This window comes from Eisenbergiella massiliensis (genome assembly GCF_003435485.1).
In genome coordinates, this window is record NZ_QVLV01000006.1 from 165,317 (window position 1) to 191,015 (window position 25,699).

The following is a 25,699-nucleotide window of genomic DNA, read 5'->3' on the forward strand; positions in this document are numbered from 1 at the left end:
CAGGAAAATTTTTAAATCGGAAATACATTCCCGATAATTCATGCTGCTTACGGACAGTTTATTTCAGCCTTGCATAATGAGAACGTATGTGCTATATTATGGTAATAGAACAAATGTTCGATGGAGGCGGCAGGATGCATGAGAAGAAGACCGGCAGGAAGATAGACAGGGAATTTATTGGGTTTACACTTATTTCAGGGCTGATTTCTTTCGGCTACAATGTGGTGATGACGGTGATTCCGCTGAGAATGTCGGATCATGGGCAAAGCTACGGCAGGATAGGAAGCGCTATGTCCGCCGTGGCCATAGGCCTGATGGTAATCAAGCTTGTCATCGGCCATCTTTCCGATATCCTGGGAACGAAGAAATTCATTCTTTCCTCACTTGCCGGCCTTGCAGTGGTATCCGCGCTTCTGGCAAGGGCGGACGAGCTTGCGGCTTTTACCATATTGATGGCGGCTCTGGGCATTTTCCGGGGGATTTTCCTGGCGGTAAGCGGCTCCTATGTGATGGAAATGGCTGACGGAGGCGGCTATGGGAAGATATACGGCGCCGTACAGAGCGTATCCTCCCTGCTTGCCAGCGTAGGCGGCATGATCTCCGGCCTGCTCTATCAGTTCCGGGAAGGGGAATATGCGCTGTATATATGCAGTTTTTTGCTGATGGCCTCCTCTGTCTGGGCCGCCGCGGGGCTGAAAGGCAGCGAAACGGTCAGTAAAGAACGACTGCCTGTCTGGCAGATATTCAAGTCAATCAATAAAAGGATACTGGTTTTCTGCCTTCTGGTATTCATCCAGTCCTTTGTGGCAGGGCCTATGTGGAGCTTTATCATACCGATGTACTGCTACAATGTGCTGCTCTTTTCTCCTGCCAAGGTGGGGATTCTCATGTCCATGGACGAGCTTGTCAGCGCCCCTACCTATATGCTGGCAGGGCGGATAGTGGATAAAGTGAACGTGGTGAGGTTCAATGTCATATTTCTGCTGATAACGGCAGCGGGCGGCCTTTTTCTTGTGAAAGCACCTTCCCCTTTTATTTTCATGCTGGTATTCCTGATATGCAGCGTGTCCATTTCCTGTACCTTCGTAGGACTGCCCAAGGAGAGAATCGGATATATCAGGAAGGAACAAAAGGGTCTTGAGCTGGCGCTGCTTTCCGTATGCGGAAGCCTGGGGGATTCCCTGGGGAGCAATGTGCTGGGAAGGGTGGCGGAGATATATACGATTGATCAGTGTATGTATATACTTACCGCATCTTACATAATTATGGCGTTCCTGGCGGCAGCGCCGGTACTGTTCCCCTCTCTGCGTGCTGCACTGCAGAAACGGAAATAAGAAAATAAGGATATAAGGAAATAAGGAAAAAGTGGCACAGGTGCCGGGCTTCCTGCCGCGGATCCGCCTGCGGCCGCCCTGTAACCTGGCGGTTCAGTATCTTTGAATACTAGCTTTGCAGCTGTTATTCGATTAGTATCTTCTCTTCACAGTGTTACTGTTCACTCCGTGACCAGTAACTGCATAAATCCATTAAAAATCGCCTGCGGCGATGGGATTTATGTACTCTTGAATCACTTTCTTACGTACTGTGCAGTAAATGCACAGTACTGAGTGAACAGTAACTTCACAGTTACTATTTGACATCCTGTTTTCCTGCTTTTATAATGAGGGTGAAACCGATTTCACTTTAAACTCTGATAAGGGGGTCAAATCATGAATTATGACAGCAGGAACGCCGGAGAAGGGGAAATCCGGCATACACTGGAATGGAACCAGTCCAGGCTGTACAGGGGAAGCATGAACTGGCAGGAGGATGGAAGAGCCTGTTTTACCTGTCCGGAGGAGGGGCTTGATTATCTGTTGTATTCCAGAGCGGAGGACAGGTCTGTCCGGCTGGAGGACTTTGCGTATCTCTGCCTGAAGCCGGAGGTATGTGAAGAGCATTCCATGTGCTTCCAGCTTTCTTTTTATGAGAATCCGGCGGAAGAAGGGCATCAACCGCCGGCTCAGGAGCCTCAGATGCGCATTATTTTCGGGCTGCTTCCTCAGGTGGAAACGATGGTGCCCTTTGATTTCCGGATACTGGACAGCCAGGTGATATTTCCGGAGCGTACGCCGGGGCGCCTGAAGATGAGCATTTTCGGGAAGCCGGTAAGGCTGTGCGATATCGGACAGATCCGGCTGCAGACGGCGCCCGGCTTTGAGGCCTTCCATTTCGCTGCGGATAAATGCTTTTTCACAGATGCCTTTCCTGACTGCAGCCTGCAGAAGAAGCAGCTGATTGACGAGCTGGGGCAGTGGACGCAGAAGGACTGGGAGGGAAAGCTGTCCGGCCGGGAGGAATGTACAAGGCGGCTTCGGGCATTGCTGGAGGAGGCGGAAACCAGTGGGGATCATTTCCCGTTCCCGGACTGGGACGAATTCGGCGGCTGGAAGGGAAAGACCTTCCAAAAGACGGGATGGTTCCATACGGAAAGGGAAAACGGCAGATTCTGGCTGGTAGATCCGCAAGGAAATGCTTTCCTCTCTTCAGGACTGGACTGTATTAATCCCGGTGTGGAAACCCGGGTGGGGCCGGTGCGGGATTTCATTGGGGAACAGGCTGCAAAGGGCTGCAAAGAAATCGCAGAATACAGGCCTGGAACGATTGCCATGTCCCATGATAAAAAGGATTTCTTAAATTTCGGAACGGAGAATCTGAAGGCGGCCTTCGGTGAGGGCTGGAAGGAAAGCTGGATGAAGATTGTAAAGCATTATCTGCTTTCCTGGGGTGTCAATACCATTGGAAACTGGTCCAACAGAGAGTTTATCCGTTTTGCACGCATGCCTTATGTAATCCCTATGGATGCTTTCTGCGAAGAGGGGTTCCCGCATACGCCGGAAGCTATTTTCCGGGATTTCCCGGATGTCTTTTCACCTGCCTATGAGGAATCGGCGGTCAGATATGCGAAAGGGCTGGAGGCCTTTGCACAGGATCCGTATCTGATCGGATATTTTATGAGAAATGAGCCTGCCTGGGCTTTCGTTTACGGATTGAATATCGCGGAGGAAATGCTGGCCAATCCGGCGCAGACAGTGAGCAAGGATGTTTTTGTGGAACGTTTGGAGCGCCGTTATGGGGAGGTTTCCGCCTTTAATGAGGCATGGGGGCTGGAACTGGACAGCTTTGAGAAACTGAAAAAGGGAATCTATAAGGCGGCTTCGCTCTCAGAACGGGCGGCAGCGGATCTGCAGGCATTTTCTGAAGAGATGATAACCAGATATGTGGAGATTCCGGCAAGGGAGCTTCGCAAGGTGGACAAGAACCATCTTAATCTGGGAATGCGTTATGCATATATTACGGATAAAAGCCTGCTATGCGGTTCGGAGAATTTTGACGTGTTTTCCATCAACAGCTATCAGATTACCCCGCTGGAGCCTGTGGAGCAGGTGTCAGGCTGGCTGGATAAGCCGGTTATGGTGGGAGAATTCCATCAGGGGGCGCTGGATAAAGGGCTGACAGCCCATGGTATCCGCGGTGTTACCACACAGAAGGAGAGAGGCTGCGCTTACAGATATTATGTGGAGCAGGGACTGACAAATCCGTATTTCCTGGGAGCCCATTATTTCCAGCTCAACGATCAGAGCTGCCTGGGCCGTTTTGACGGGGAAAACTATCAGATCGGCCTGGTAGACGTATGCATGCAGGAATATGCGGATATGACACAGGCCATGCGGGAATGCCACGAAGGAATGTACCGGGTGGCTGCCGGAGAACAGGCTGCGTGGGACAGGGTTCCTGAGGATATCGAACCGATACATTATTAAGGGGCCTGCCAGCTCCGGGCGTAAAAATGTAACAGTATTTTAACGGGCGCTTTCAGCGCAGAAGGGAGCAGAATATGGAATATCAGGAAATAAGCAAAGAAGAGGTTAAGCAGGCGCTGGACTTTTCAGCAGCACAGATCCTGAAATATCTGCCGGAGTTTACGGATAAATTCCAGAATGCCTACAGTGTGGACAATTTTTATGAACCGGTTGAAAATAACGACTGGACTGACGGCTTCTGGACAGGTGAAATCTGGCTTGCCTATGAGCATACGGGGAATGAGGCATTCCGCGAGGCAGCGGAGGTTCAGGTGAAGGACTTCCTTCACCGCATTGATAACAAGATTTGTGTGGATCATCACGACATGGGCTTCCTTTATACACCCTCCTGCGTGGCGGCCTGGAAGCTGACGGGAAATGAACTGGGAAAAGAAGCGGCGGTCAAGGCGGCAGACCAGCTCATCAGCCGTTTCCATGAAAAAGGGGAATTCATTCAGGCCTGGGGAGCCATGAACGCGCCTGAAAACTACCGTCTGATCATCGACTGCCTGCTGAACCTGCCCCTTCTTTACTGGGCGTCGGAGGAAACAGGGGACAGCAAATACAGGGACATTGCCGAGAAGCATATCCATACCGCCCTTGCCAATGTAATCCGTGAGGATGGCTCTACCTGGCATACCTTCTTCTTCAATATGGAAACCGGGGAACCGGATCATGGCGCTACCTGCCAGGGCTACCGCGACGGCTCCGCATGGGCGAGGGGACAGGCCTGGGGCGTATACGGAACGGCGCTGGGTTACCGTTATACCAAAGAAGAGAAATATATTGATGCCTTCCGCACCGTGACGGAGTACTTCCTGTCACATCTGCCGGAGGATCTGGTGCCTTACTGGGATTTTGAATTTACGGACGGCTCCGATCAGCCCAGGGATTCCTCGGCAGCTGTTATTGCAGCCTGCGGTATGCTGGAAATGGCTAAATACCTGCCTGAGGAGGATGCCGCTTTTTACAGCCGGAAGGCATCTGAGATTATGAAGTCGATATATGACAATTATGCCGTGAAGGATCATGAAAGCTCCAACGGCCTGGTGCTTCACAGCACCTACTCCAATCATTCACCCTACAATACCTGCAATCACTGCGGCGTGGATGAATGCAATTCCTGGGGAGACTATTTCTACATGGAGGCTCTGACCAGGCTGGCGAAGGACTGGGAGCAGTACTGGTAAAGAAAATAGGTTTATAAGAGCATAGGTTTGTAAATGCTAAACTTAAAAAATGTAGTTTGTAAAAGTATAAAGAACATTACATAAAAAAATAGAAAGAACTCAAAATGATAGAGAAAAACCGGCAATTCAAATTTTGGAATGCCGGTTTTTTGTATTGTATTCAAATGATTTCATTTAATATGTCGTTGATAACCTGGTGTAATAAATAATTATATTTGTAGCTAAATCGGTGAAAGCGGTTTCTAAATATGAACTGTATATAGATTAATATTAAACTTAAATAAAAAACGATAATAAAAAATACACAAAAATAGGTTGCGTAAAACAATGATAAAAATAGAAAATTATACTGAATGCACAAAAATAGTGCTTTTTTTTTTTTTTTTTGTGTGAAAAGTGTTGACGCGCGGGAAAAAGTTGCATATAATCTAGTTATGAAATGGGTTTCAAAATAATAGGCTCCGATTTTTGGGCAGTATTTTAGGAGCAACAGGAGGGAAAAAGAGTGAAAAAATCTAAAAAAAATGCAGCCGCAGTTAAGGCGGTAGGAAAGAAGAGAACTGTATGGCAGAATATCATACGTTACAGAGTCTTAATTCTGATGTGTCTTCCGGCAATTTTATTCTTTCTGGCATTTAACTACATTCCGCTGCCGGGTATCTATGTTGCCTTTGTTAATTACAATTATCGTGGAGGTATTTTTGGTAGTCCTTTTGTTGGACTGGACAATTTCAAGTTCCTGCAGACATCGGGTAAATTATTTGAATTAACCAGAAATACGGTTCTTTATAATCTGGCATTCATTATCCTGGGCAACCTGGTAGCAGTTTTCCTTGCTATCCTGTTGAATGAAATGAGGAGCAAATGGTTTAAGAAGGTTTCCCAGACAATGATGTTCCTGCCTTACTTTATTTCTCAGGTTCTTGTAGGTCTGCTCGTTTACAACATGCTCAACTACGACTACGGTTTTGTGAACTCTGTACTGAGCAGCCTGGGCATGGAGAAATGGGGACCCTACTCCAATCCTAAAGTTTGGCCGTTCCTCATTGTACTGGTAAATCTGTGGCAGAACACAGGATATAACTCGGTAGTATACTTCGCCGCAATCATGGGCATCGATGCTGAAATCATTGAGGCGGCCAGGGTAGATGGAGCAAATGCCTTCCAGAAAATCCGCTACATAATTATCCCTGGTTTACGTCCTACTATCGTAATCCTTCTCCTGTTTGCACTGGGCGGCATTGTAAGAGGCAACTTCGGTTTGTTCTACAACATAATCGGACAGAACTCCATCCTTTATCCGACCACCGACATTATTGAAACTTACGTATATCGTGCGACAATTACCGACTTTAATTTCTCTACCGCATCCGCAGTTGGTTTTTATCAGTCGATCATAGGATTTGCACTGGTTATGCTTTGTAACTTTGTGGTTAAGAAAATTGAACCGGATTATTCATTATTCTAATACGGGAGGAGAATTAGAATGTCAAACACGAACACGAAATCAATGAACGGGACGAAAATTAAATTGGATATTTCCGATAAGATTATTCGTACGTTAGGATACATATTAGTTACCATCTATGCAATTGCCTGTGTTTTTCCCTTTTTGATTATTCTGGGAACTTCATTTACCTCAGAAGCGATTGTGCGTGTGGAAGGGGTGCAGTTAATTCCCAAGGAATTTACCACCTATGCTTATGAACTTATTTTAAAAGCCGGAACAATCGGCGGATCTTATATCGTAACAATTTTAATGACGGTATGCGGTACGGCCGTTGGCTTAAGCATCATTGCCATGACGGGCTATGCGCTGCAGAGAAAGGATTTCCCTTACAGGAATGCTATTTCTTTCTACATTTATTTTACAAGCCTTTTCCAGGCGGGACTTGCACCCTATTACCTGGTAATGACACAGTTTTATCATCTGAAGGACAGCTATCTGGCAGTATTTCTTCCTCTGCTGATGTCACCCTGGCTGATTATCCTGATGAAGAACTTTGTTAAGGCAATCCCTCACGAAATCACCGAATCCGGCAAGATAGACGGCGCAGGCGATATGAGAATCTTCGTTTCCCTGATTCTTCCTATGTTGAAGCCGGCGTTGGCAACCATTGGTCTGTTCCTGGCATTGGGCTACTGGAACGAGTGGTATCAGTCTTCACTGTTCTTAAGCTCCAAGGTAACCTATAAGCCACTGCAGTACAATCTTTACGAAGTTGTAAATAAAGTACAGAGTCTGAAGAATTCTGTGGCCGGAACCTATGTAACCCTGACGGATCTTCCGTCCGAAACACTGAAAATGGCAACTGCAATGGTATCCTGCGGACCTATTATTTTCCTGTATCCGTTCGTTCAGAAGTATTTTATCGGCGGTATTACCGTAGGTGCAGTAAAGGGCTGATTTATCCAAGGTGACAATTCCACACAGAAGGAATTCACATATAAAAATTATTTAAATTTTAAGGGAGGATGTAAGCATGAGCAGACTCAGTAAAAAAATGATGGCACTCCTGTTAACCGGTGTCATGACAATGTCTCTTGCAGCGTGCGGAAGCAGCGGCAGCACAGAAACCGGAAGCAGCAGCGGCAGCACAACCACTCCGGCAGCTTCTACAGAAGCGTCAGAAGGAGGAAGCGAAGCGGCAGATGCAGAGGTGGATCCCAATAACCCGTATGCAGGAATCGATACCTCTGAGCATGTAACAATTACCTATATGACAGTAGGTGATGCCAAGACAAATGGTGAGCAGGAAGCGGCTCTGGCAGAAATCAATAAGATTCTGGAATCAGAAATCAATACCACGCTGGAAGTTTACAATATTGGATGGACAGACTATCTTTCCAACTACAACCTGACACTGGCACAGATGGACGGTAGTGTTGACCTGGTAGGTACAGGTACTGACTGGCTGGATGCATGGCCTAACGCACAGCAGGGCGCATTCCTTGAACTTTCTGAGGATATGCTGAAAACCTATGCACCTTTAACCTATGCGCAGGTTCCGGCAGAGAACTGGGATAAATGTAAATACAACGGAGAAATTTATTTCCTCCCTGAAGATCACTTTACTCAGTGGACCAACCACGGCTTTATGTACCGTATGGACTGGGCAAAAGAAGCAGGTCTGGAAAACGGCGTACATAGCTGGGAAGATCTGACAACCTACTTCAAGAGCGTAAAAGAGAAACATCCTGATGTCCTTCCTTGGGACAGTGACGGAACACACAACGTTCAGCTTGTAGGCGGATGGATGGCATCCCACACAGACTTCATCTCCATTGACGGTATCTGTGCAGGCGCATTATACGGAGGCCGCACCAATGATCCTTATACTCTCTGGTCTCCTTTCTATGAAGGCGATGAACTGGTAGAATTCGCTAAGATGATGAAGGAATGGGATACCCTCGGTGTTTGGAAGACAGACGTTCTGAACAATACCGGTGTTGATAACAGAGAAGAAATGTTACAGGGACAGACTTCCGTAGATCAGCACCATACAGAGACCTGGTATGGTACTGTAAGACCCAGAATGGACAAAGAACAGCCTGGTTCTGATGTTGGCTTCTTCTGGTTCGGCGAAGAAACTGGCAACCTGGTAGCTCTTAACATTACCCATGGCGCAATGGCTATTTCTGCAGCAAGCAAGAATCCTGAAAGAGCGCTGATGGTAGCTGATTATCTGAGAAACAATGAAGAAGTTTATCACCTGATCTGCTACGGCAGGGAAGGCGAGCAGTATGTTTATGATGAAGCAACAGGCACAAGACAGCAGCCTGAAGGCTATACAGATGAAGGAAAAGGTATTGCTTTCAACTACTGGTGGGGCAGAAACGACGATCTGGAAATCCCGGACGGCAAGAGAGACCTGGTAAGCTATGAAGCTCTGTGTGCGGAATATGATAAGGTAAAGATTGACTATCCTTATGGTAAACTGGTACCGGATCTGTCAGCTATCCAGTCCAATATCAATAACATCAATGAAATTCATGATAACTACATGAAGAAGATTTCTTATGGTAAATATGATGGCAGCGCAGAAGATATCGTTGCTGAATACAGAGCAGCATTACAGAGTGCAGGCTTTGAAACAGTTCTTGAAGAATTACAGAAACAGGTAGATGCGGTTTATAAGTAGGATATAAGATTTAATACCTGAAAAACTTTGCCGGCTGTATATCGGGTATGCAGCCGGCAAAATTTGTATCATCCCATCAATTATTCAGATAATATTTATTTTAATATACATATAATTAAAAATTTATGTATAATGGAGTGGAAAATTCAATAACCGATGTTATTCTCAGATAGATTGAAAAATATTGACTTTTGGAAAAGGAGTAGGAGAGGGAATGAAGGAGAGTATTTTTGAAATCAGGGATGATTTTTATTTGGACGGAAAACCGTTCAAAATCATATCGGGAGCTATTCATTATTTCAGAATTGTTCCTGAGTACTGGCGTGACAGACTGGAAAAACTGAAAGCAATGGGGGCTAATACAGTGGAAACCTATGTGCCATGGAATATGCATGAGCCCCAAAAAGGACAGTTCAGGTTCGATGGTATGCTGGATATAAAAAAGTTTATCCTGCTCGCTCAGGAACTGGGGCTTTATGTCATCGTGCGCCCTTCTCCGTATATATGCGCGGAATGGGAGTTTGGCGGACTTCCGGCATGGCTGCTGAAAGAAGATGGGATGCGTCTGAGAGCCTGCTATGAGCCTTTTTTAAATGCTGTTCGTGAATATTACAAGGTGCTGTTCCCCGTGCTTACACCTCTTCAGATTACAAACGGCGGTCCAATAATACTGATGCAGGTGGAAAATGAATATGGCTACTACGGTGACGATACCAATTATATGGAAGCTATGAAACAGATTATGTTGGAAAATGGTGTAACGGTACCCCTTGTAACCTCTGATGGCCCCATGGATGAATCCCTTTCCTGCGGCAGGCTGCAGGGCGTGCTTCCCACCGGCAATTTCGGTTCAAAAACAGAGGAGCGCTTTGATGTGCTGAAAAAGTATACGGACGGCGGCCCTCTGATGTGTACGGAATTCTGGGTGGGGTGGTTTGATCATTGGGGCAATGGTGGCCATATGCGCGGTCATCTGGAAGAAAGTACGAAGGATCTGGACAGGATGCTGGAGCTGGGGCATGTGAACATTTACATGTTTGAAGGCGGAACCAACTTTGGTTTTATGAATGGCTCAAACTATTATGATGAACTGACGCCGGATGTTACCAGTTATGATTATGACGCAGTGCTTACGGAAGCCGGCGATTTCACCCTGAAATATGAAAAATACAGGGAAATCATTGGAAAACATACGCAGCTTCCGACAGTTGCTTTTACTACGGACATTAAAAAGAAGGATTATGGAATTCTGAAAGTACAGGAGAAGGTCGGATTGTTCCAGGTACTTGAAGATATTTCTGTTCCCGTAAAGAGTACTTTTCCGATTCCTATGGAAAAGCTGGATCAAAGCTACGGTTATATCCTTTACCATACAGCTTTGGAAAGAGAACAGAATCTGGAAAAAATCCGTCTATGGGGAGCGAATGACAGGGCGAATATATTTGTGGATAATAAACCGGTGATTACGTTATATGATAGAGAATTACTGGCAGAAGCCCAGGTAAATGTGGATTTTGAATCCGGAGCTCCACTGGATATTCTGATAGAAAATATGGGCCGTGTCAATTTCGGGCCTCGTATGGAGTATCAGAGAAAGGGAATTGAAGGTTGCGTACAGTTAAACGGGCATATGCATTATAACTGGGATATGTATACATTGCCTTTGGATAATCTGGATAAGCTTGATTTTACTAAGGGATATAAGGAAGGAACTCCGGGATTTTATCGTTTTACCTTTGAAGTGGAGGAAGCGGGAGATACATTTTTGGATTTTGCAGGCTGGGGAAAGGGTTGTGCATTCCTTAATGGTTTCAATTTGGGCCGGTTCTGGGAGATAGGGCCTCAGAAACGCCTCTATATACCAGCGCCGCTATTGAAAAAAGGAGTTAATGAAATTATTCTTTTTGAAACAGATGGCAGGGCTGCGGATGAAATCAGTCTGAAGGCCGAACCGGATGTAGGTTAGAAATTATAATGACACTCCACTCATGAGCTTATCCTAAATCGTACTGATTGGCTGTGAAAGTGCAAATTTTGTATAAAATTTGCACAAAACCGATTTTTGGTAAAAAAAGATTGGTTTATTCCGCGGTATGTATTATAATAAAATATAATGATACCGGTTTCATTGACATAGTTACTATATGCGGGGGGAAGAAGCGGGGGAGGCGTGTTATGGAAAAAGAGACTATAAGTATCTATACAATTGCAAAGGAAGCGGGGGTATCCCCCGCTACGGTTTCCAGAGTCCTGACAGGGAACGCGAAGGTAAGCGAGGATAAGAAATCCAAAGTTCAGGCATTAATACGTAAATACGATTTCAGGCCCAATGCTTTGGCCAGGGGATTAAGCAGTGTGGAAACCAAAATCATCGGCCTGATGGTTTCTGATATCAGAAATCCTTTCTATGCTACGATGGCTGTGGAATGTGAAAAGGAGGCCAATAAGAATGGGTACCTGCTTATGTTGTGTAATTCCCTGGGAAGTAATGAGATGGAAGTATCTTATTTGGAAAAGTTTTCAGGACAAAGGGTGGATGCGATTATTCAAATCGGAGGAAAAGTTGATGAACTGGTATCGGATACCAGATATGTGGAGAATATCAATCGAATTGCCAATACAACACCGGTTTTGATTACTGGAAAACTGGACGGTGCTGACTGTTATCAGGTGAATCTTGATGAAGGTCAGTCCATGGAACTTATGATGCAATTTCTGATTGAAAACGGCCACAGGGATATTGCGTTGATTGGCGGCCGTGATAATGTAAAATCAACTTTGGATAAGCGTCTTCGTTACCGCCAGATACTGCGTAAATACGGGATTCCTGTGCGGGAAGAATATATTGTGGATGGTATCAGTTATGACATAGAAAGTGGGAATGCAGCAATGTATCACTTTATCAGGGAAGATCATCCCATGCCCAGTGCGATTATCGCCATCAATGACTTTACGGCTGTGGGGATTGTCCGCGCGCTGCGGGAGCAGGGCTACAGCATTCCGGACGATATTTCCGTGGTGAGCTTTGATAATACTTATATTGCAGAGACCTGTATGCCAAGGCTGACCTGTGTCGGCTACGATTATAAGCTGTTCGGGAAGACTCTGATCGAAACTGCCATACAGGCTATCCACAATGAGGAGCCGCCGCGGGTACAGATGGTGAAATCCAGGCTGGTGATTCGGGATTCCTGTAAGCAGGTGCGTTAAGTATTGGATTTCCGGTTCCGGGCTGGCCGGCGGTATGCCCGGAGGGGTGAGAGGAAGGGAGACAGCAGGGAATGTTTTACCGGATGAATCCCCGGATTCTGCCATCGGTCAGGCTGGCGGATTCGGTGGTGATTGAACCGCCTTACGTGCACCGGAGAAGAAAGGCGGACGAATACATAGTTTATCTCATTAAGAAGGGCGTCATGTATCTGGAGGAGGACGGACGGGCGGTTACCCTTCAGCCGGGGGATGTATTTGTACTGGATCCCCGGTTTACACATGTGGGAGTGAAAGCCTCCTGGTGCGAGTATTTTTACGTACATTTCAGGCATCCTGAAATAGAACCCTTTGAAGAAGAAAAGGGATTCCAGAAGCTTCTGCTGGAGAACAGGCAGGAGTCGATCCAGAGTGATATTTTCAGCTATGAAAAGTGCGAAGGCCAGAGCCTGTATCTTCCGAAGCATTACCACATGGCCGATTACAGCAGTCTTGTTAAGGTGACAGAGCTTTTGAATGAGGCGGTGGAAAATAACACGACACAGCTGGAGAATTATAAAACCATGCTGGCCTGTAAGATACTGGAGGCTTTTGTGGAAATTGGCAGAAGCTATGTATCCACGGAGACGGTTGCCTATGTGGAGGAGCAGCCCCGCTCCTACCGGAATGTACAGGAAATGCTGAATTACCTGAACAGGGAATATGCCGGGGATATCACGGGTCAGCTTCTGGAAAAGGAATTCGGCGGCAATTTTGATTATATGAACCGTACCTTTAAGAAGGTGACGGGGCAGACGATTTTCAGGTATCTGAACCGGGTGCGGATTAACCATGCCAAGGCTCTGATCCTCAATTCCCCCTGGAAAATGTCCAAAATCGGGGAGAGCGTTGGGTTCCCGGATGAATACTATTTCAGCAGGGTCTTTAAAAAGTATACGGGAAAATCGCCCACAGAATATGCCAGGGAAGGCCTGAACGGGAGAAAAAGCGGGAAATGACAGAATGCGTCATTTCCCGTTTTTGATTCCGTTGGCACAGCTTATGGCCAGCAAATGAAATTCCAGACAGCGGTTATCCCTGTAAAATTTTTTCATAAGCTGGGAGAGCGGATGGCCCTCCAGGCCGCCGCCCGGATCATGATGGTGCAGGTATTTCTGGAACTGTGCCGTATTATTGTGCGGCAGATGGAGAAAATAAGGCTCCGTATTCTGAAAAACAGCGTCACAGAGAAGACATATGAGAAGCTGCTGCTCTCTTTTGGTCACAATCCGTTCCGACTGGTAAAGCACCTTCCCGGAAGGGGAGAGGAAACGGATGATGTAAAACCCCAGGCCCCTCAGGGCGGGTCCGGCCGATGGGGAGGGAAAGCCGCGGGGAGACGGGAAGCCTATGGATTCATAGGCCTCCAGCCAGATGGAGCGGCCGGTTTTCAGCCGGCAGCAAAAGGCGATGTTCTGGGCAAAATTTTCTGTCTCCGAGCCATCAAATTCCACACCCATTTCAGTCATAAAGCAGATGGGATCGTATTCCGCCACTTCCCAGCTAATCGTCCCTTTCCGGGTGCGTTCCGTAAGCGCGGCCAGCAGCCTGCGGATTTCTACCGATTCAAATTCCATGATTATTCCTTTCATCGGAGAAAAAAGATCCCCGTTTATTATGTTATGTAAATTTGTAAGCAGCGCGCATCTATATAAGCATTCCCGGAAAACAATCTTTTATTACGGATTAAATAATTATACTATAATAATAAATTAATTATATAGTTTATTATAATATACTATATCTAAGGTTACAATGAGTCATATAAGACGTAATGCAGGAGGCTGGTCTTTGTGACGGTGAATACGAAAGCGCTTGGTGAAAGAATAAAAGCAGCAAGAAACAGGATGGAAATTGGTCAGGAAAAGCTGGCGTCATTGGCTGTGGTGGAACCGTCCCGCATATCGAATTTGGAATCGGGAAATGAGAGGCCCAGCCTGGCTGTTTTATGCAGTATTTCCAAGGCTCTTTCTGTCCGGAATGATGAGCTTCTGTGTGACAGTGTATTGAAATCCGGCAGAGTGTTCAGGTGGGAAATAATGGATACGCTGAAGGACTGCAGTGCTAACGAACAGCGTCAGCTGCTTTATATTTTAAAATGGTATAAAGCAACGCTGCGGATGGACGAGGACTATACGGAAGCTATAAAGCTGTTGGAGAGGAAGAAATGGAATGGGAAGAAGGAAAGGGGAAAAGAAGCAGCTGACGCAGGCGGAGAAGAAAGAGATGGGAAAACGGATCAAGATAGCCAGAATCAGGGCGGACATGACTCAGGAAATGCTGGCTGATGCAGTCGGTATTGTTCCGGTATATGTCAGCCGGATTGAATCAGGACTCGGAAATCCCAGTCTGGAGATCATTGTAAATATAGCCAATGCGCTGTATGTATCTGTGGATGAACTTCTCTATGACGAGCCAGACAGAAAGGAACCCCAGCTGCCGGGAGGATATATAGAGCTGCTTAAGGATTGCGATGAGTATGAGACCAGAATTCTCTCTTACGTATTGAAAATGAGTAAGAAAACGCTGAGGGACAGTTCAGATTTCAGAAAAATGATAGAAGAAATGGAAGCTAAGAAAATAAAAGGTAAACAAAGAAAAATACAAAAGAAGCCTCTGCCGTAATGGAAAACGACAGAGGCTTTTCAACATCAAAATGCCTGATCCGGTTACGACGATTCGGTTATACCTTCCGCAGTGTCCAACGCCGCGACCGCCAGCGGAAGAAGAAGGTGATTCCACGGAACAGTTCATCCATCATAAAGGCAATCCAGCAGCCTGTCAACCCCAGTCCCAGCCGGATTCCCAGAATATAGGAAAAGAGGATGCTCATGGTCCAGCAGGAAATAATGGAAACGATCATGGAGAATATCACATCCCCGGCGCCGCGCAGGGAGTTATCCTCGATATGGTTGAAGGCCCTGCCGATTTCCACAAAAATATCGATAAACAGGATGGGACGTGCCAGAGCCATGATTTCCGCACTGTCCGTAAACAGGCCCATCAACGGTCCGCCGAAAAGGAAAATCAGGGTGGAGCCGGCGGCGTTTAACAGCACGGCAATGCGCAGGTTCTGCATGTTCAGCCGGTAAGCCTTATCATATTCCCCTGCTCCGGTCATCCAGCCGATGATGAGGGAGGTTGCCATGCCAAGGGACATACCGATCACATAGACATAAAAGAATATGGTGGACAGGTATATTTTGGTAGAGATGGCCGCCGTCCCCAGAACCGCGAGGATGGAGGTGGATACCACCTGGGAAGTGGAATAGGAAAGTGAACTGATTCCGCCGGGAAGACCGATATGCAGGATATTTCCGATGCATTTCAGCGTTTTCAGGTTCTTCTTACGGAAGTTTAGCTCCAGGGAGCTTTTCAGAAGGCATACCACAATCAGTACAAAGGCAGCTCCGCGGCTGATTACGTTGGTAATCGCAATGCCGCTGACCCCATGAAGCGGAGTTTCAAACGGCCGGAAAATAACGATTACATTCAGCACGGCGTTCAGAAAATTCATGAACAGTGATACCCAGACCGCTATTTTCGGCAGGCCGTAGCTCCGGAAGATGGCGGAAATGGAGGATATCAGCGCCTGGAAAAAGGAGAAGGAGATGCAGATCCGGAAATAAACCGCCGCATCCTCCAGCACCTGGCCGCTTAGCTGCATCATTTCCATCAGCCTGTGGGCAAAGAGGGAAAGCACGGTCCCCACCACGAGGCTGAGCGCCAGCCCGCAGAATATGGAGGTGAAGGCGGCGTCTGAAGCCGCCTCCTTCTGCTTTGCCCCCAGCCGGTGGCTGATAAAAATGCTGGCGCCGGTGCTGATAACCGTATAAAAGGTAAATATCATGCCCATCAGCTGGTTGGCTGCGCCTACGGATGCCACGGCCTCATCGGAATAGTGGCTGAGCACCAGCGTGTTGACGGTTCCCATGGAGTTGGTAAGCAGCATTTCCACAAAGAAGGGGAGAAACACCGATACCAGCGTCAGCGTCCCCTGAGGCGTTTCAATCCGGCTCAGGGATTTGTCATACAATTGAAAGATCTTTTTTTGCCCGGTCAAAGTATCCATATTCTGTCATTTCCTCGATTCCGTCAGCTTCAGGCATTTTCTTCTATAATAAGTTTTTCTTCGGGCAGGTTTTCCGCGTGGGCGCGCAGAGTGATGGTTCCGTCTCCCGTGCGGCGTATGTAAGCGATGAGGCGGCCTTCGTACGCCCTTCTGGAAGAAGCGGAATAAGGCGTGTTGTCAGCCAGGTCACCGTTTTCCAGCCCCAGGAGAACGCCGCTGCCGGTAACCTGCGCCTCTACAAGGCAGTCCGCATTGCCGATACGGCATCCCTCGCTGTCAGCAACCGTGATCTCCACCTGATAAACAGGGTGAAGGCCATCCGCGTTTTCTCCTTTTTCCCGTGCGGAGCGCCAGCGGGAAAGCAGCAGCTTCGCCGCATCCCCTGTGGTATGGAGGGTAAAGCTTACGCAGCCTTCACTGGAGGCTGCGGAAAGCTTCCCGGCCACGGCCTTCAGTTCGCCTGGCTCATAATCCACGATCCATTCCATGCAGCCGTCCCCGTCCAGTTCCTTCCGGGCGCCCAGGGATTTCCCGTTCAGGAAAAGCTCCGCTTCAGGCTGGTTGGTGAACAGGCGGACCAGAACCTTATCGCCGGATTCATAGTTCCAGGATTCATATAAAGGCATCCATTCCTCGTGGTTTCCTTCGTATTTTACCGTGGCAAGATATACCATGGGACTTTCTGACCAGAAGGACTTTCTGCGGTAATAGCGTGCTTTTGGGAAGCCGGCAAGCGTCAGGAGCCCGGCGGAGGAGCCGTGGATAGGCCAGCCGTGCGCTTCTCCCAGGTAATCAATGCCGGTCCAGAGGAACTGGCCGCTGATATAATCGTTATCCCTTACAGCCTTCCAGGCCTGATAGCTGTGTCCGTTTTCACTGCCCAGGAAAGGCAGGGTGGGAAAACGGCGGTGATCCTCTTCATACAGATGCTCTTTATAGTTGTAGCCCACCACATCCAGCGCGTCGAAATAATGCAGCCTGGAGGAAAGCTCCGGGAATGCTGCGGCCAGCGTTACCGGGCGTGTGGAATCGTACTGTCTTACAATGCCGGCCAGCTCTGCCGCGATGGGCGAAAGCCTTTCCATGTTCGGCTTATCAGGATTGTACATCCGCTCCGCGGCGGGCTTATTTTTGTCATTGTTGCCCGTCATTTCTCCAAATAAAGGATGGCAGTAGGGATCATTGGGGTAGTCGATTTCATTTCCGATGCTCCACATGATAATGGAAGGATGGTTCCTGTCCCTTAAAACCATGGCCGCCAGATCCTTTTCATGCCATTCCGGGAAATCCTCAAAGTAACCCTGATGCTTGGGCGGGTACACATTATGTCCTGTGGACCATTTGTTTTTCGGGTTTTCCCACTCGTCGAAGGCCTCATCCATCATCAGGAAGCCCATTTCATCACACAGATCGTACAGCTCCGGCATATGGGGATTATGGCTGGTGCGGATGGCGTCGCAGCCCATTTCCTTCAGCGCGGTCAGTCTGCGCTCCCAGACTTCTTTTGTCATGGCGGCTCCCAGGCAGCCTCCGTCATGGTGGACGCAGACGCCCTTCAGCTTCCGGTTTTTCCCGCTCAGGAAAAATCCCTTATCCGCATCAAAACGGAAGGTACGGATGCCCACCTTACCTGAAAATACTTCGTAACCCTCTTCCCCGTTTACGGAGAGCACCGTATTGAGGCGGTACAGATAAGGGGATTCCGGGGACCAGAGGCTGGGGTGTTTCACACATCCGTTTAAAGCGATGGTCTTTTTCTCTCCCGGGGCAAACTCCGTACAGGAAGATACCTCCAGCACTTTTTTCCCCTCTGCGTCCCAAAGGGAGCTGATCAGGGAAACGCTGGCCTTATCCGTCCCCTCGTTCACGATTTCATGGGAAACCTCCACCTGGGCTGATTTTCCGTCATCACCGTAAAGCGTGGAAAAGAAGATCCCGTTCTGTACGGGATGCACCGCCTCTTCCACAAGGACACACACCTTCCGTGTGATGCCGGTTCCTGTAAACCATCTGGAATCCGCCACATCCGTGTGGGTTACCTTCACGCTTACCTCATTGTCCATATCCCCGAAAAAGGCCTTTTCGCTGATGTCATAAGCAAAAGGGACATAACCGTTGGGACGTTTTCCCAGGTAATAGCTGTTGCACCATACCTGGCTGTTTTTATATACTCCGTCGAACAGCAGTGAGATTTTCTTCCCCCGGTATTCCTCCGGCAGTGTAAAACGAACCCGGTACCAGCCGGTCCCGCCTGCCAGGTATCCCGTACCGCTGGAATATTCCTGGCTGAAGGGCTGTTCCACCGACCAGTCGTGGGGAATTACCACGTCGCGCCAGCTGCTGTCATCGTAGCCCTTATACCAGGCGTCTTCCGCCTCGCCAAGGTGAAATTTCCAATTTTCTTCAAGCCTCATCGTCAAACTGTCCATAGATCTGTCCTCCGTTTTTTTCATGCCCGTCCGCTGCTGATAACTGGCAGCTGCCTTTCTGCGGCCAGGCCTTATTTGGTGCCGGCGGCAGTGTTTTTATCCGCCGTTTTCCCACGTAATTTTTAATCACGCTCTAACCAAGTATAAATAAAATCTGCCGGAAAACAATGGAGATAAGATGCTTCTTTTTATCTTTTAGCGACTTCCGTTTCTGTGCGGCATAAAAAACAGGCATTGCAGGGAGGATGTGTGACGCCCGCAGCCGGTCAGCCCCCATAGCGCCGCCGGTATTCGGCAGGCGTGCAGCCGGATGCCCTGCGGAACACCTTACAGAAATAATTCCCGCAGGAGAAACCGCAGTCCCGGGCCACTGCTTCCACGGGCATGGTGGTGTTCAGAAGCAGGGACAGCGCATGGGAAAGCCGCAGCCCGGTCAGATATCTGACCGGGGACTGCCCGGTTTCCCTGGTAAAAAGCCGGGTGAAATAGGCGGAGGAAAGCCCCTTGTACGCCGCCAGCTCCTCTATGGAAAAATGCTCCGGGAAATGCTCCTTCATGTAGCGGATGCTTTCCTCCACACAGGGCGTCAGCGCAGGCCGCTGCGGTTCCTCCAGGGTCCGCAGCAGCGAAGACAGAAAGCGGTAAACCAGATCTCCACCCTCATACCGCCGCAGCTGACGGCCATTTGTCATATCCTCGTGCAGGTTCAGCCACAGCTGTATTGGAAAGCTGTCCGCGGGAACCGTAACCACCGGGCCGAAGCTGTCTCTTATTTTCCGGAAAAAAGGAACGGCTGCCGGGCCCTGAAAATGCACATACAGATATTCCCACCGGTTTTCCGGTTCTCCCGCAGGCAGATAGTACCTGCTTTTTTCCGGGATACAGGAGAAAAAGGCGGTGCCGGCGGAAAGCCTGCGGCTGCCCTCCTCCGTCTCAAAAACCCCCTCCCCCTGAAAGGTATACTGAAACAGAAAGCCGTCATAATCCCGGTCGTCATTATAGAAATCATACTTCTCGGACTGCCTTTTTTCGATACCGAAATCCAGAAGCATAAGCGGTTCCTCCGCCAATTGCCCCGGATTGAGGAAGCCGAAGGTTCCATAAGTTTGTAAGGTCAAAAAATTACCCTCCGTTATCGTTTTTTTATTCTTGTGCTGTCAATATGGGAATATTATAATCAAGTCAGACAGGAAAGACAATGAAAACAGAACAATAATTTCCGGTGTCAAAAAAATACCATGCAGGAGAAAATTCCTCTGCTTGCCAGAGGACTCGCATTTTGCTCCGCAAAACTTAGGAGGAAAATCCTCTGCTCGCCAGAGGGTTCGCATTTTGCTCCGCAAAACTTAGGAGGATTTGATAATGGATAAAAACAGGTTTGCCATGACGCCGCCCATGGGCTGGAACAGCTATGACTACTATGATACCACGGTGAATGAAGAACAGGTGAAGGCCAATGCCGACTATATGGCGGCTCATTTGAAGCAGTACGGCTGGGAGTACATCGTTGTGGACATCCAGTGGTATGCCTATGGGGCGGGAAGCATGCGCGATAAGCATCAGTATATCCCCTTCAGCAAGCTGGAAATGGATGAATACGGAAGGCTCCTTCCCTGCCCGGAGCGTTTCCCTTCCGCTGCGGACGGGGCGGGCTTTAAGCCTCTGGCGGATTACATACACGGCCTGGGCCTGAAATTCGGCATTCATATTATGAGGGGGATTCCCCGTGCGGCCGCACAGAACCATCTGCCGGTGCTGGGAAGCAGCCAGACAGCGGACGAGGTTGCCAATCCTTCTTCCATCTGCGGCTGGAATCCGGATATGTACGGCCTGAGAAAGGATATGGAGGGCAGCCAGGCTTACTACGATTCCCTGCTTGCGCTGTATGCCCAGTGGGGAGTGGATTATATCAAATGTGACGACATCTGCAACACCAGTATTTATCGGGAAAACCAGTATTCGGCCGCCCATGAGATCGAAATGCTCCACAAGGCCATTGAAAAATGCGGCCGTTCCATCGTTCTCAGTCTTTCTCCCGGCCCTGCGCTGATTGAGAAGGCATGGCATTATGAGAAGTATGCCAATATGTGGCGTATTACCGATGATTTCTGGGATAAATGGGAACTTCTCCTGAACATGTTCTACCGCTGCGAGCTGTGGCAGAACCACGTGACACAGGGCTGCTATCCGGACTGCGACATGCTGCCGTTGGGCTGGCTGGGCAAGGGCTTCGGTGAAGAAAGGCAGACCAATTTTACAAAGGAAGAGCAGGTGACCATGATGACCCTGTGGTGCATCTTCCGTTCGCCCCTGATGCTGGGCGCGGAAATGCCCAAGCTGGACGAATGGACGCTTTCCCTGCTCACCAATGAAAGGGTGCTGGCGCTTATGGGATCGGAGTACCATGGCGTACAGGTGGAACGGGACGGCGTGCATGCGGTATGGGCCAGCAGGAAAAACGGAGAGGATGCCGTTTATGCCGCGCTGTTTAATTTCAACGATGAAGAAAAGGAAGTCGGCGTAAAGACGGAGGATGTGTATGCCGCCGTATCCGCGGAGGTTCCTGATTTGGATCAGGAGCTTGTGATGGAGGAGCTTTGGACCGGAGAAGTGCAGCAAAGCAGGGGAAGCGTGATTTCCAGCGTTGTGAAGGCACATGGCGCGAAGCTTTTCTGTATCCGCAGAGCCTGAAAATAAGGGAATAAGGCAATTGCCCGGCAGGTGAACGCCTGCCGGACCGGCTGTAAAAACAGCGCAGGGAGGAAGGAACCCGTTATTTTATGTGGTTCATCCGGATTCCTGTTTTTGCACATGAACAGCGATACTGCTGACATCAGGAAAGGGGAAGTATTATGAGCTTTAAAATTGCAGTGATTGGGGCGGGAAGCCTGGTTTTTGCCAGGACATTATTTACGGATATCATGTCCGTACCGGAATTTCATGACATTGAGGTGGCCTTTACGGATATCAATCCGGACAATCTGGATAAGGTAACCCGTCTGTGCCAGCGGGATTTGGACAGCAACAATATCCCGATTACCATTCAGGCCACAACAGACAGAAGGGAAGCCTTCCGCGGCGCCAGATATATTATCAACTGCGTCCGCATCGGGGGCCTGCCCGCTTTTGAAATGGATGTGGACATTCCGTTGAAATACGGTGTGGATCAGTGTGTGGGCGATACCCTCTGCACCGGCGGCATCATGTACGGACAGCGCGTTATCGCTGAAATGCTGAATTTCTGTAAGGATATCAGGGAAGTGGCGGAGCCGGGGGCAATTATGCTTAATTACTCCAATCCCAACGCCATGGCCACCTGGGCATGCAATAAATACGGCGGGGTCAAAACCATCGGCCTGTGCCACGGTGAGATTCACGGCGAGAGCCAGATTGCCGAGGTTCTGGGAATCCCCAGGGAGGAGCTGGACATCACCTGCGCCGGCATCAACCATCAGACCTGGTATGTGAGCGTAAAGCATAAAGGCGTGGAGCTGAAAGATAAGCTGCTTGCCGGTTTTGAGGCCCATGAACGCTTCAGCGAAGAGGAGAAGGTCAGAATTGATATCCTGAAACGTTTCGGCTATTATTCCACCGAATCCAACGGCCATTTATCCGAATATGTGGCATGGTACCGGAAGCGTCCGGATGAAATCAAGGACTGGATCAATACGGACAGCTGGATCAATGGAGAAACCGGCGGCTATCTGCGCGTTACCAGAGAGGAACGCAACTGGTTTGAAACGGAATACCCCAAGATTGCAGCAGAGCCTCCCAAAAAATACGACGGCAGCCAGAGGGGAAAGGAGCACTGCTCCTACATCATGGAGTCCCTGGAAACCGGCAGAAAATACAGGGGCCATTTTAATATCATGAATGAAGGCTGCATTACCAACCTGCCTTATGAGTGTGTGGTTGAAGTTCCCTGCTATGTGGACGGCAACGGAATCTCCGTTCCCAAGCTGGGGGATCTGCCCCTGGGCTGTGCCGCCGTTTGTTCCCAGTCCATATGGGTACAGCGTCTGGCCGTAGAAGCAGCGGTGGCGGGCGATGTGAAGCTTCTGAAGCAGGCCGCCCTCATGGATCCTCTGACCGGAGCCGTGTGCAACCCTCCGGAAATCTGGCAGATGATAGATGAAATGCTGATCGCGGAAGCGGAGTGGCTGCCCCAGTATACCCAGGCCATCGCAGAGGCCAAGGAACGCTTTGCCAAAGGCGATCTGATTCCTACAAAAGTTGGATATCAGGGAGCTGTAAGAATCCGTGAAAAAACCGTGGAAGAAATTTCAGCGGAAAGGGAAAGCAGGACGATTACGGCGGAGTAAACAATCAAAATTTACGGCAGGGAGCAGAACCGTCAGTTATGCTCCCTGCCGCTTTCAGGGTTGCAGTTGACATCCTGCTTCGAAACAGTTAAAAATAAGTAAAAAAGCTTGAAAAAACTTGCCCTCTCCCACAAATTTTGTTATTCTATATCATAAACGAAATTAAGTGAGTTAATCTTGAAAAATCCCGAGAGCTCTCTCAGGTGTTTCCCCAGGCATAAGCCAGTCAAAAGAAATCATTTTTTTGATGCGGTTACAGGGCGGCCAGGCTGAACTGTAACAGTTCGGTCCGGTTTGTAACCTCTGGATCACAACTGAAAAATGATTGATATTTCACGCACAAAAGTTTATAATATGTAGGAGAAACGAATGGGGAAAAAAGACATTACCCTGAATGAATTTCTGGGAGATCCGCATATCTTTGCAGATCTGCTCAATGGCTGCTTTTTCCGGGGAAGACAGGAAATCCGCCCGGAGGAGCTTCTGCCCATGGACAGCGTGCAGGGCACCGAAAGCAGGAGCGGAAAGCCGGGAAAAAGGATTCGGGATACAAAGAAGCTGTTTTACAGACACCGTCCGGCCGCAGTGCTGGCTGTAGAAAACCAGGAGAACCCGGACTGCCGGATGCCTGTACGCTGTATGCGTTATGATGCGGATGAATACGAGCGGCAGATAAAGGCAATTGCCGCAGTACATAAAGAAAAGGCAGGGCTTTCCCGTTTTGGGAAAGAGGACCGTCTGATTCCGGTTTTTACGCTCGTCCTGTATTATGGCGCCGCCGAATGGGATTATCCGGACAGGCTGCATGATCTGCTGGAATTCGGAGGCGCCGCCCAATGGCTGTTGGATATGGTGCCGGATTACCCGTTGCGGCGGCTCTCGATAAGAAAGGATTTGGATATCGAACTGTTCCGTACGGAGCTGCGGGAGGTGATGGGTATTTTGCAGAGAGTGGATGATAAAGCTGCCATGTGCGCTTTTGTGAATTCCAACAGGGATGCCTTCACACGCATGACAGAAAGGGGATTCGCGGTGATAGTAAACTGCACCAATTCCCGGAGGCTGGAGAAATATATCAGGGAAAACAGGGAAGGAGGACGCATCGATATGTGCAGAGCTTTTGACGAATGGATGGACGACTGCCGTAAGGAAGGAATTAAAATCGGTGAGGAACGCGGAGAAAGACGCGGAGAAAGACGAGGAGAAAGGCGTGGGATGAAAAAAGGGGAAAACCGCCTGGCGCAGCTGATACAGCGGCTGGGAGAGGAAGAACGCTTTACGGACATCCTGCGTGTGGCTGAGGACGCATCCCTGCGGAGCCGGCTGTACAGAAAATACGGGCTGTAACGGCCTGTACCTATATTAATAAAAAGTATAAACAGCAACAGCCGCTTTGACGGCATGAGAGAAAGGAAGAATTATGGCAGCATACACAGGATATTTGTTCGTACATTTTACAGGAGAGGAAAAGCTGGGAGAGCAGATTTATTTTGCGCTGAGCAGGGACGGGCTGCACTGGATGGACTTGAATGAAGGGAAACCGGTCCTGGTTTCGGATATCGGAGAGGCGGGCGTGAGAGATCCCTTTATCCTCAGGAATCCTCTGAACGGAAAATACGTGATTATCGCTACGGATCTTCGGATCGAAGCAGGAAAAGGCTGGACGGCTGCACAGGAAGAAGGCAGCAGGAACCTGATTGTGTGGGAGTCGGAGGATATGGTGAACTGGGACGGCCCGTTCTGCGCGGAGGTTGGAATCCCGGAGGCCGGCTGCGTCTGGGCGCCGGAAGCAATTTTTGATGAAAAGAAACAGGCCTTCCTTGTATTCTGGGCTTCCAAGGTGAAGGAACCGGGCGACACGGAATCAAAGCAGCGTATTTACGCTTCCTATACGACGGATTTTCATACCTTCACGGAGCCTGTCAAATATCAGGAGGGTGAAAACCATATCATTGACACCACGATATTAAAAGCCGGGGATTATTATTACAGATTCTCAAAAGATGAAACCGAGAAAAATATCCGCCTGGAAAAAAGCAGAAGCCTGGATAAGGACAGCTTTACGGAGGTGTACGCGCCGGTACTGAACGCGCTGGCCGGCGTGGAAGGACCCGCATCCTTCCGGTTTAACGACAGAGAGGAATGGTGTGTCCTTGTGGATCGCTTTGCGGAGGGAAAAGGCTATCTTCCCCTGTTCAGCCCGGATTTCGGGAGCGGCGAATTCAGAATCCCGGAGGAATCGGAATACGATTTGGGAAAGAGCAAAAAGAGACATGGCAGCGTGCTTAACCTGACGGAAGAGGAATTTCAGGCGCTGGAAGGCAAGTGGGGAAAATAAAAAGCCTTCAGGCGTGTTGCTTCAAAGATAAAAAGACCTTGCTTTCCAGCCTTTTACCGGCTGCAAAGCAAGGCCTTGATTTATCGGGAAAGCACATCATGACTGGATGACCTACGGG

At 48.8% G+C, this 25,699-nt stretch carries 19 protein-coding genes; 15 read left to right on the forward strand and 4 right to left on the reverse strand.

Annotated elements, in window-relative coordinates:
- Positions 1–134 precede the first annotated feature (134 nt).
- From DXC51_RS10810 to DXC51_RS10850, 9 genes are all read left to right on the forward strand, one after another.
- Positions 135–1,334 carry an MFS transporter gene (locus DXC51_RS10810; RefSeq protein ID WP_181970081.1) on the forward strand — a complete coding sequence of 400 codons (1,200 nt, stop codon included), beginning with the start codon at positions 135–137 and terminating at the stop codon, positions 1,332–1,334.
- Positions 1,335–1,709: 375 nt separating this feature from the next.
- Positions 1,710–3,803: a beta-galactosidase gene (locus DXC51_RS10815; protein WP_117544528.1), complete on the forward strand. Its 2,094-nt coding sequence runs from the start codon at positions 1,710–1,712 to the stop codon at positions 3,801–3,803.
- Between the two features lie 74 nt (positions 3,804–3,877).
- The gene (locus tag DXC51_RS10820) at positions 3,878–5,032 is read left to right on the forward strand and encodes a glycoside hydrolase family 88 protein (RefSeq protein WP_021635384.1); all 1,155 of its coding nucleotides are present in this window, start codon (positions 3,878–3,880) and stop codon (positions 5,030–5,032) included.
- Positions 5,033–5,537: 505 nt separating this feature from the next.
- Complete coding sequence (locus DXC51_RS10825) at positions 5,538–6,500, forward strand: ABC transporter permease (RefSeq protein ID WP_021635382.1); 963 nt, start codon at positions 5,538–5,540, stop codon at positions 6,498–6,500.
- A gap of 18 nt (positions 6,501–6,518) precedes the next feature.
- Positions 6,519–7,439: a carbohydrate ABC transporter permease gene (locus DXC51_RS10830; protein ID WP_044915847.1), complete on the forward strand. Its 921-nt coding sequence runs from the start codon at positions 6,519–6,521 to the stop codon at positions 7,437–7,439.
- Between the two features lie 76 nt (positions 7,440–7,515).
- Positions 7,516–9,174 carry a DUF3502 domain-containing protein gene (locus DXC51_RS10835; RefSeq protein ID WP_021635380.1) on the forward strand — a complete coding sequence of 553 codons (1,659 nt, stop codon included), beginning with the start codon at positions 7,516–7,518 and terminating at the stop codon, positions 9,172–9,174.
- A 214-nt stretch (positions 9,175–9,388) separates the two neighbouring features.
- Positions 9,389–11,140 (forward strand): glycoside hydrolase family 35 protein, encoded by a 1,752-nt coding sequence (locus tag DXC51_RS10840; protein WP_117544529.1) that lies wholly within the window; start codon positions 9,389–9,391, stop codon positions 11,138–11,140.
- Positions 11,141–11,349: 209 nt separating this feature from the next.
- On the forward strand, positions 11,350–12,384 hold the full coding sequence (locus DXC51_RS10845) for a LacI family DNA-binding transcriptional regulator (RefSeq protein WP_025490590.1): 1,035 nt from the start codon (positions 11,350–11,352) through the stop codon (positions 12,382–12,384).
- Between the two features lie 71 nt (positions 12,385–12,455).
- Positions 12,456–13,379, forward strand: a complete 924-nt coding sequence (locus DXC51_RS10850; RefSeq protein WP_021635376.1) for an AraC family transcriptional regulator — start codon at positions 12,456–12,458, stop codon at positions 13,377–13,379.
- Positions 13,380–13,388: 9 nt separating this feature from the next.
- On the opposite strand, the gene DXC51_RS10855 is transcribed toward DXC51_RS10850, so the two are convergent.
- The gene (locus DXC51_RS10855) at positions 13,389–13,997 is read right to left on the reverse strand and encodes a hypothetical protein (RefSeq protein ID WP_035321545.1); all 609 of its coding nucleotides are present in this window, start codon (positions 13,995–13,997) and stop codon (positions 13,389–13,391) included.
- 216 nt (positions 13,998–14,213) lie between these two features.
- On the opposite strand from DXC51_RS10855, the gene DXC51_RS10860 reads away from it, so the two are divergent.
- Entirely contained in the window at positions 14,214–14,708 is a 495-nt protein-coding gene (locus tag DXC51_RS10860) for a helix-turn-helix domain-containing protein (RefSeq protein WP_025490592.1), read from the forward strand.
- Positions 14,647–15,045, forward strand: coding sequence for a helix-turn-helix domain-containing protein (locus DXC51_RS10865; protein WP_181970082.1), 399 nt, complete (start codon positions 14,647–14,649; stop codon positions 15,043–15,045). The genes DXC51_RS10860 and DXC51_RS10865 overlap by 62 nt, the downstream gene beginning before the upstream one ends.
- A 58-nt stretch (positions 15,046–15,103) precedes the next feature.
- Here DXC51_RS10865 and DXC51_RS10870 read toward each other — a convergent pair whose 3' ends face one another.
- The 3 genes from DXC51_RS10870 to DXC51_RS10880 all read right to left on the reverse strand — a co-directional run bounded on the left by DXC51_RS10870 (position 15,104) and on the right by DXC51_RS10880 (position 20,039).
- Positions 15,104–16,492: an MATE family efflux transporter gene (locus tag DXC51_RS10870; RefSeq protein WP_117544532.1), complete on the reverse strand. Its 1,389-nt coding sequence runs from the start codon at positions 16,490–16,492 to the stop codon at positions 15,104–15,106.
- A gap of 29 nt (positions 16,493–16,521) precedes the next feature.
- Positions 16,522–18,921: a glycoside hydrolase family 2 TIM barrel-domain containing protein gene (locus tag DXC51_RS10875; RefSeq protein ID WP_117544533.1), complete on the reverse strand. Its 2,400-nt coding sequence runs from the start codon at positions 18,919–18,921 to the stop codon at positions 16,522–16,524.
- Between the two features lie 266 nt (positions 18,922–19,187).
- A complete protein-coding gene (locus tag DXC51_RS10880) occupies positions 19,188–20,039 on the reverse strand; it encodes a helix-turn-helix domain-containing protein (RefSeq protein ID WP_147331826.1) in 852 nt (283 codons plus the stop codon).
- Positions 20,040–20,283: 244 nt separating this feature from the next.
- On the opposite strand from DXC51_RS10880, the gene DXC51_RS10885 reads away from it, so the two are divergent.
- The 4 genes from DXC51_RS10885 to DXC51_RS10900 all read left to right on the forward strand — a co-directional run bounded on the left by DXC51_RS10885 (position 20,284) and on the right by DXC51_RS10900 (position 25,581).
- Positions 20,284–21,612, forward strand: coding sequence for a glycoside hydrolase family 27 protein (locus tag DXC51_RS10885; RefSeq protein ID WP_025490597.1), 1,329 nt, complete (start codon positions 20,284–20,286; stop codon positions 21,610–21,612).
- A 161-nt stretch (positions 21,613–21,773) separates the two neighbouring features.
- Complete coding sequence (gene melA, locus DXC51_RS10890; RefSeq protein ID WP_025490598.1) at positions 21,774–23,243, forward strand: alpha-glucosidase/alpha-galactosidase; 1,470 nt, start codon at positions 21,774–21,776, stop codon at positions 23,241–23,243.
- Positions 23,244–23,612: 369 nt separating this feature from the next.
- A complete protein-coding gene (locus tag DXC51_RS10895; RefSeq protein ID WP_025490599.1) occupies positions 23,613–24,590 on the forward strand; it encodes an Rpn family recombination-promoting nuclease/putative transposase in 978 nt (325 codons plus the stop codon).
- A 73-nt stretch (positions 24,591–24,663) separates the two neighbouring features.
- Complete coding sequence (locus DXC51_RS10900; RefSeq protein WP_021635364.1) at positions 24,664–25,581, forward strand: glycoside hydrolase family 43 protein; 918 nt, start codon at positions 24,664–24,666, stop codon at positions 25,579–25,581.
- Positions 25,582–25,699 lie beyond the last annotated feature (118 nt).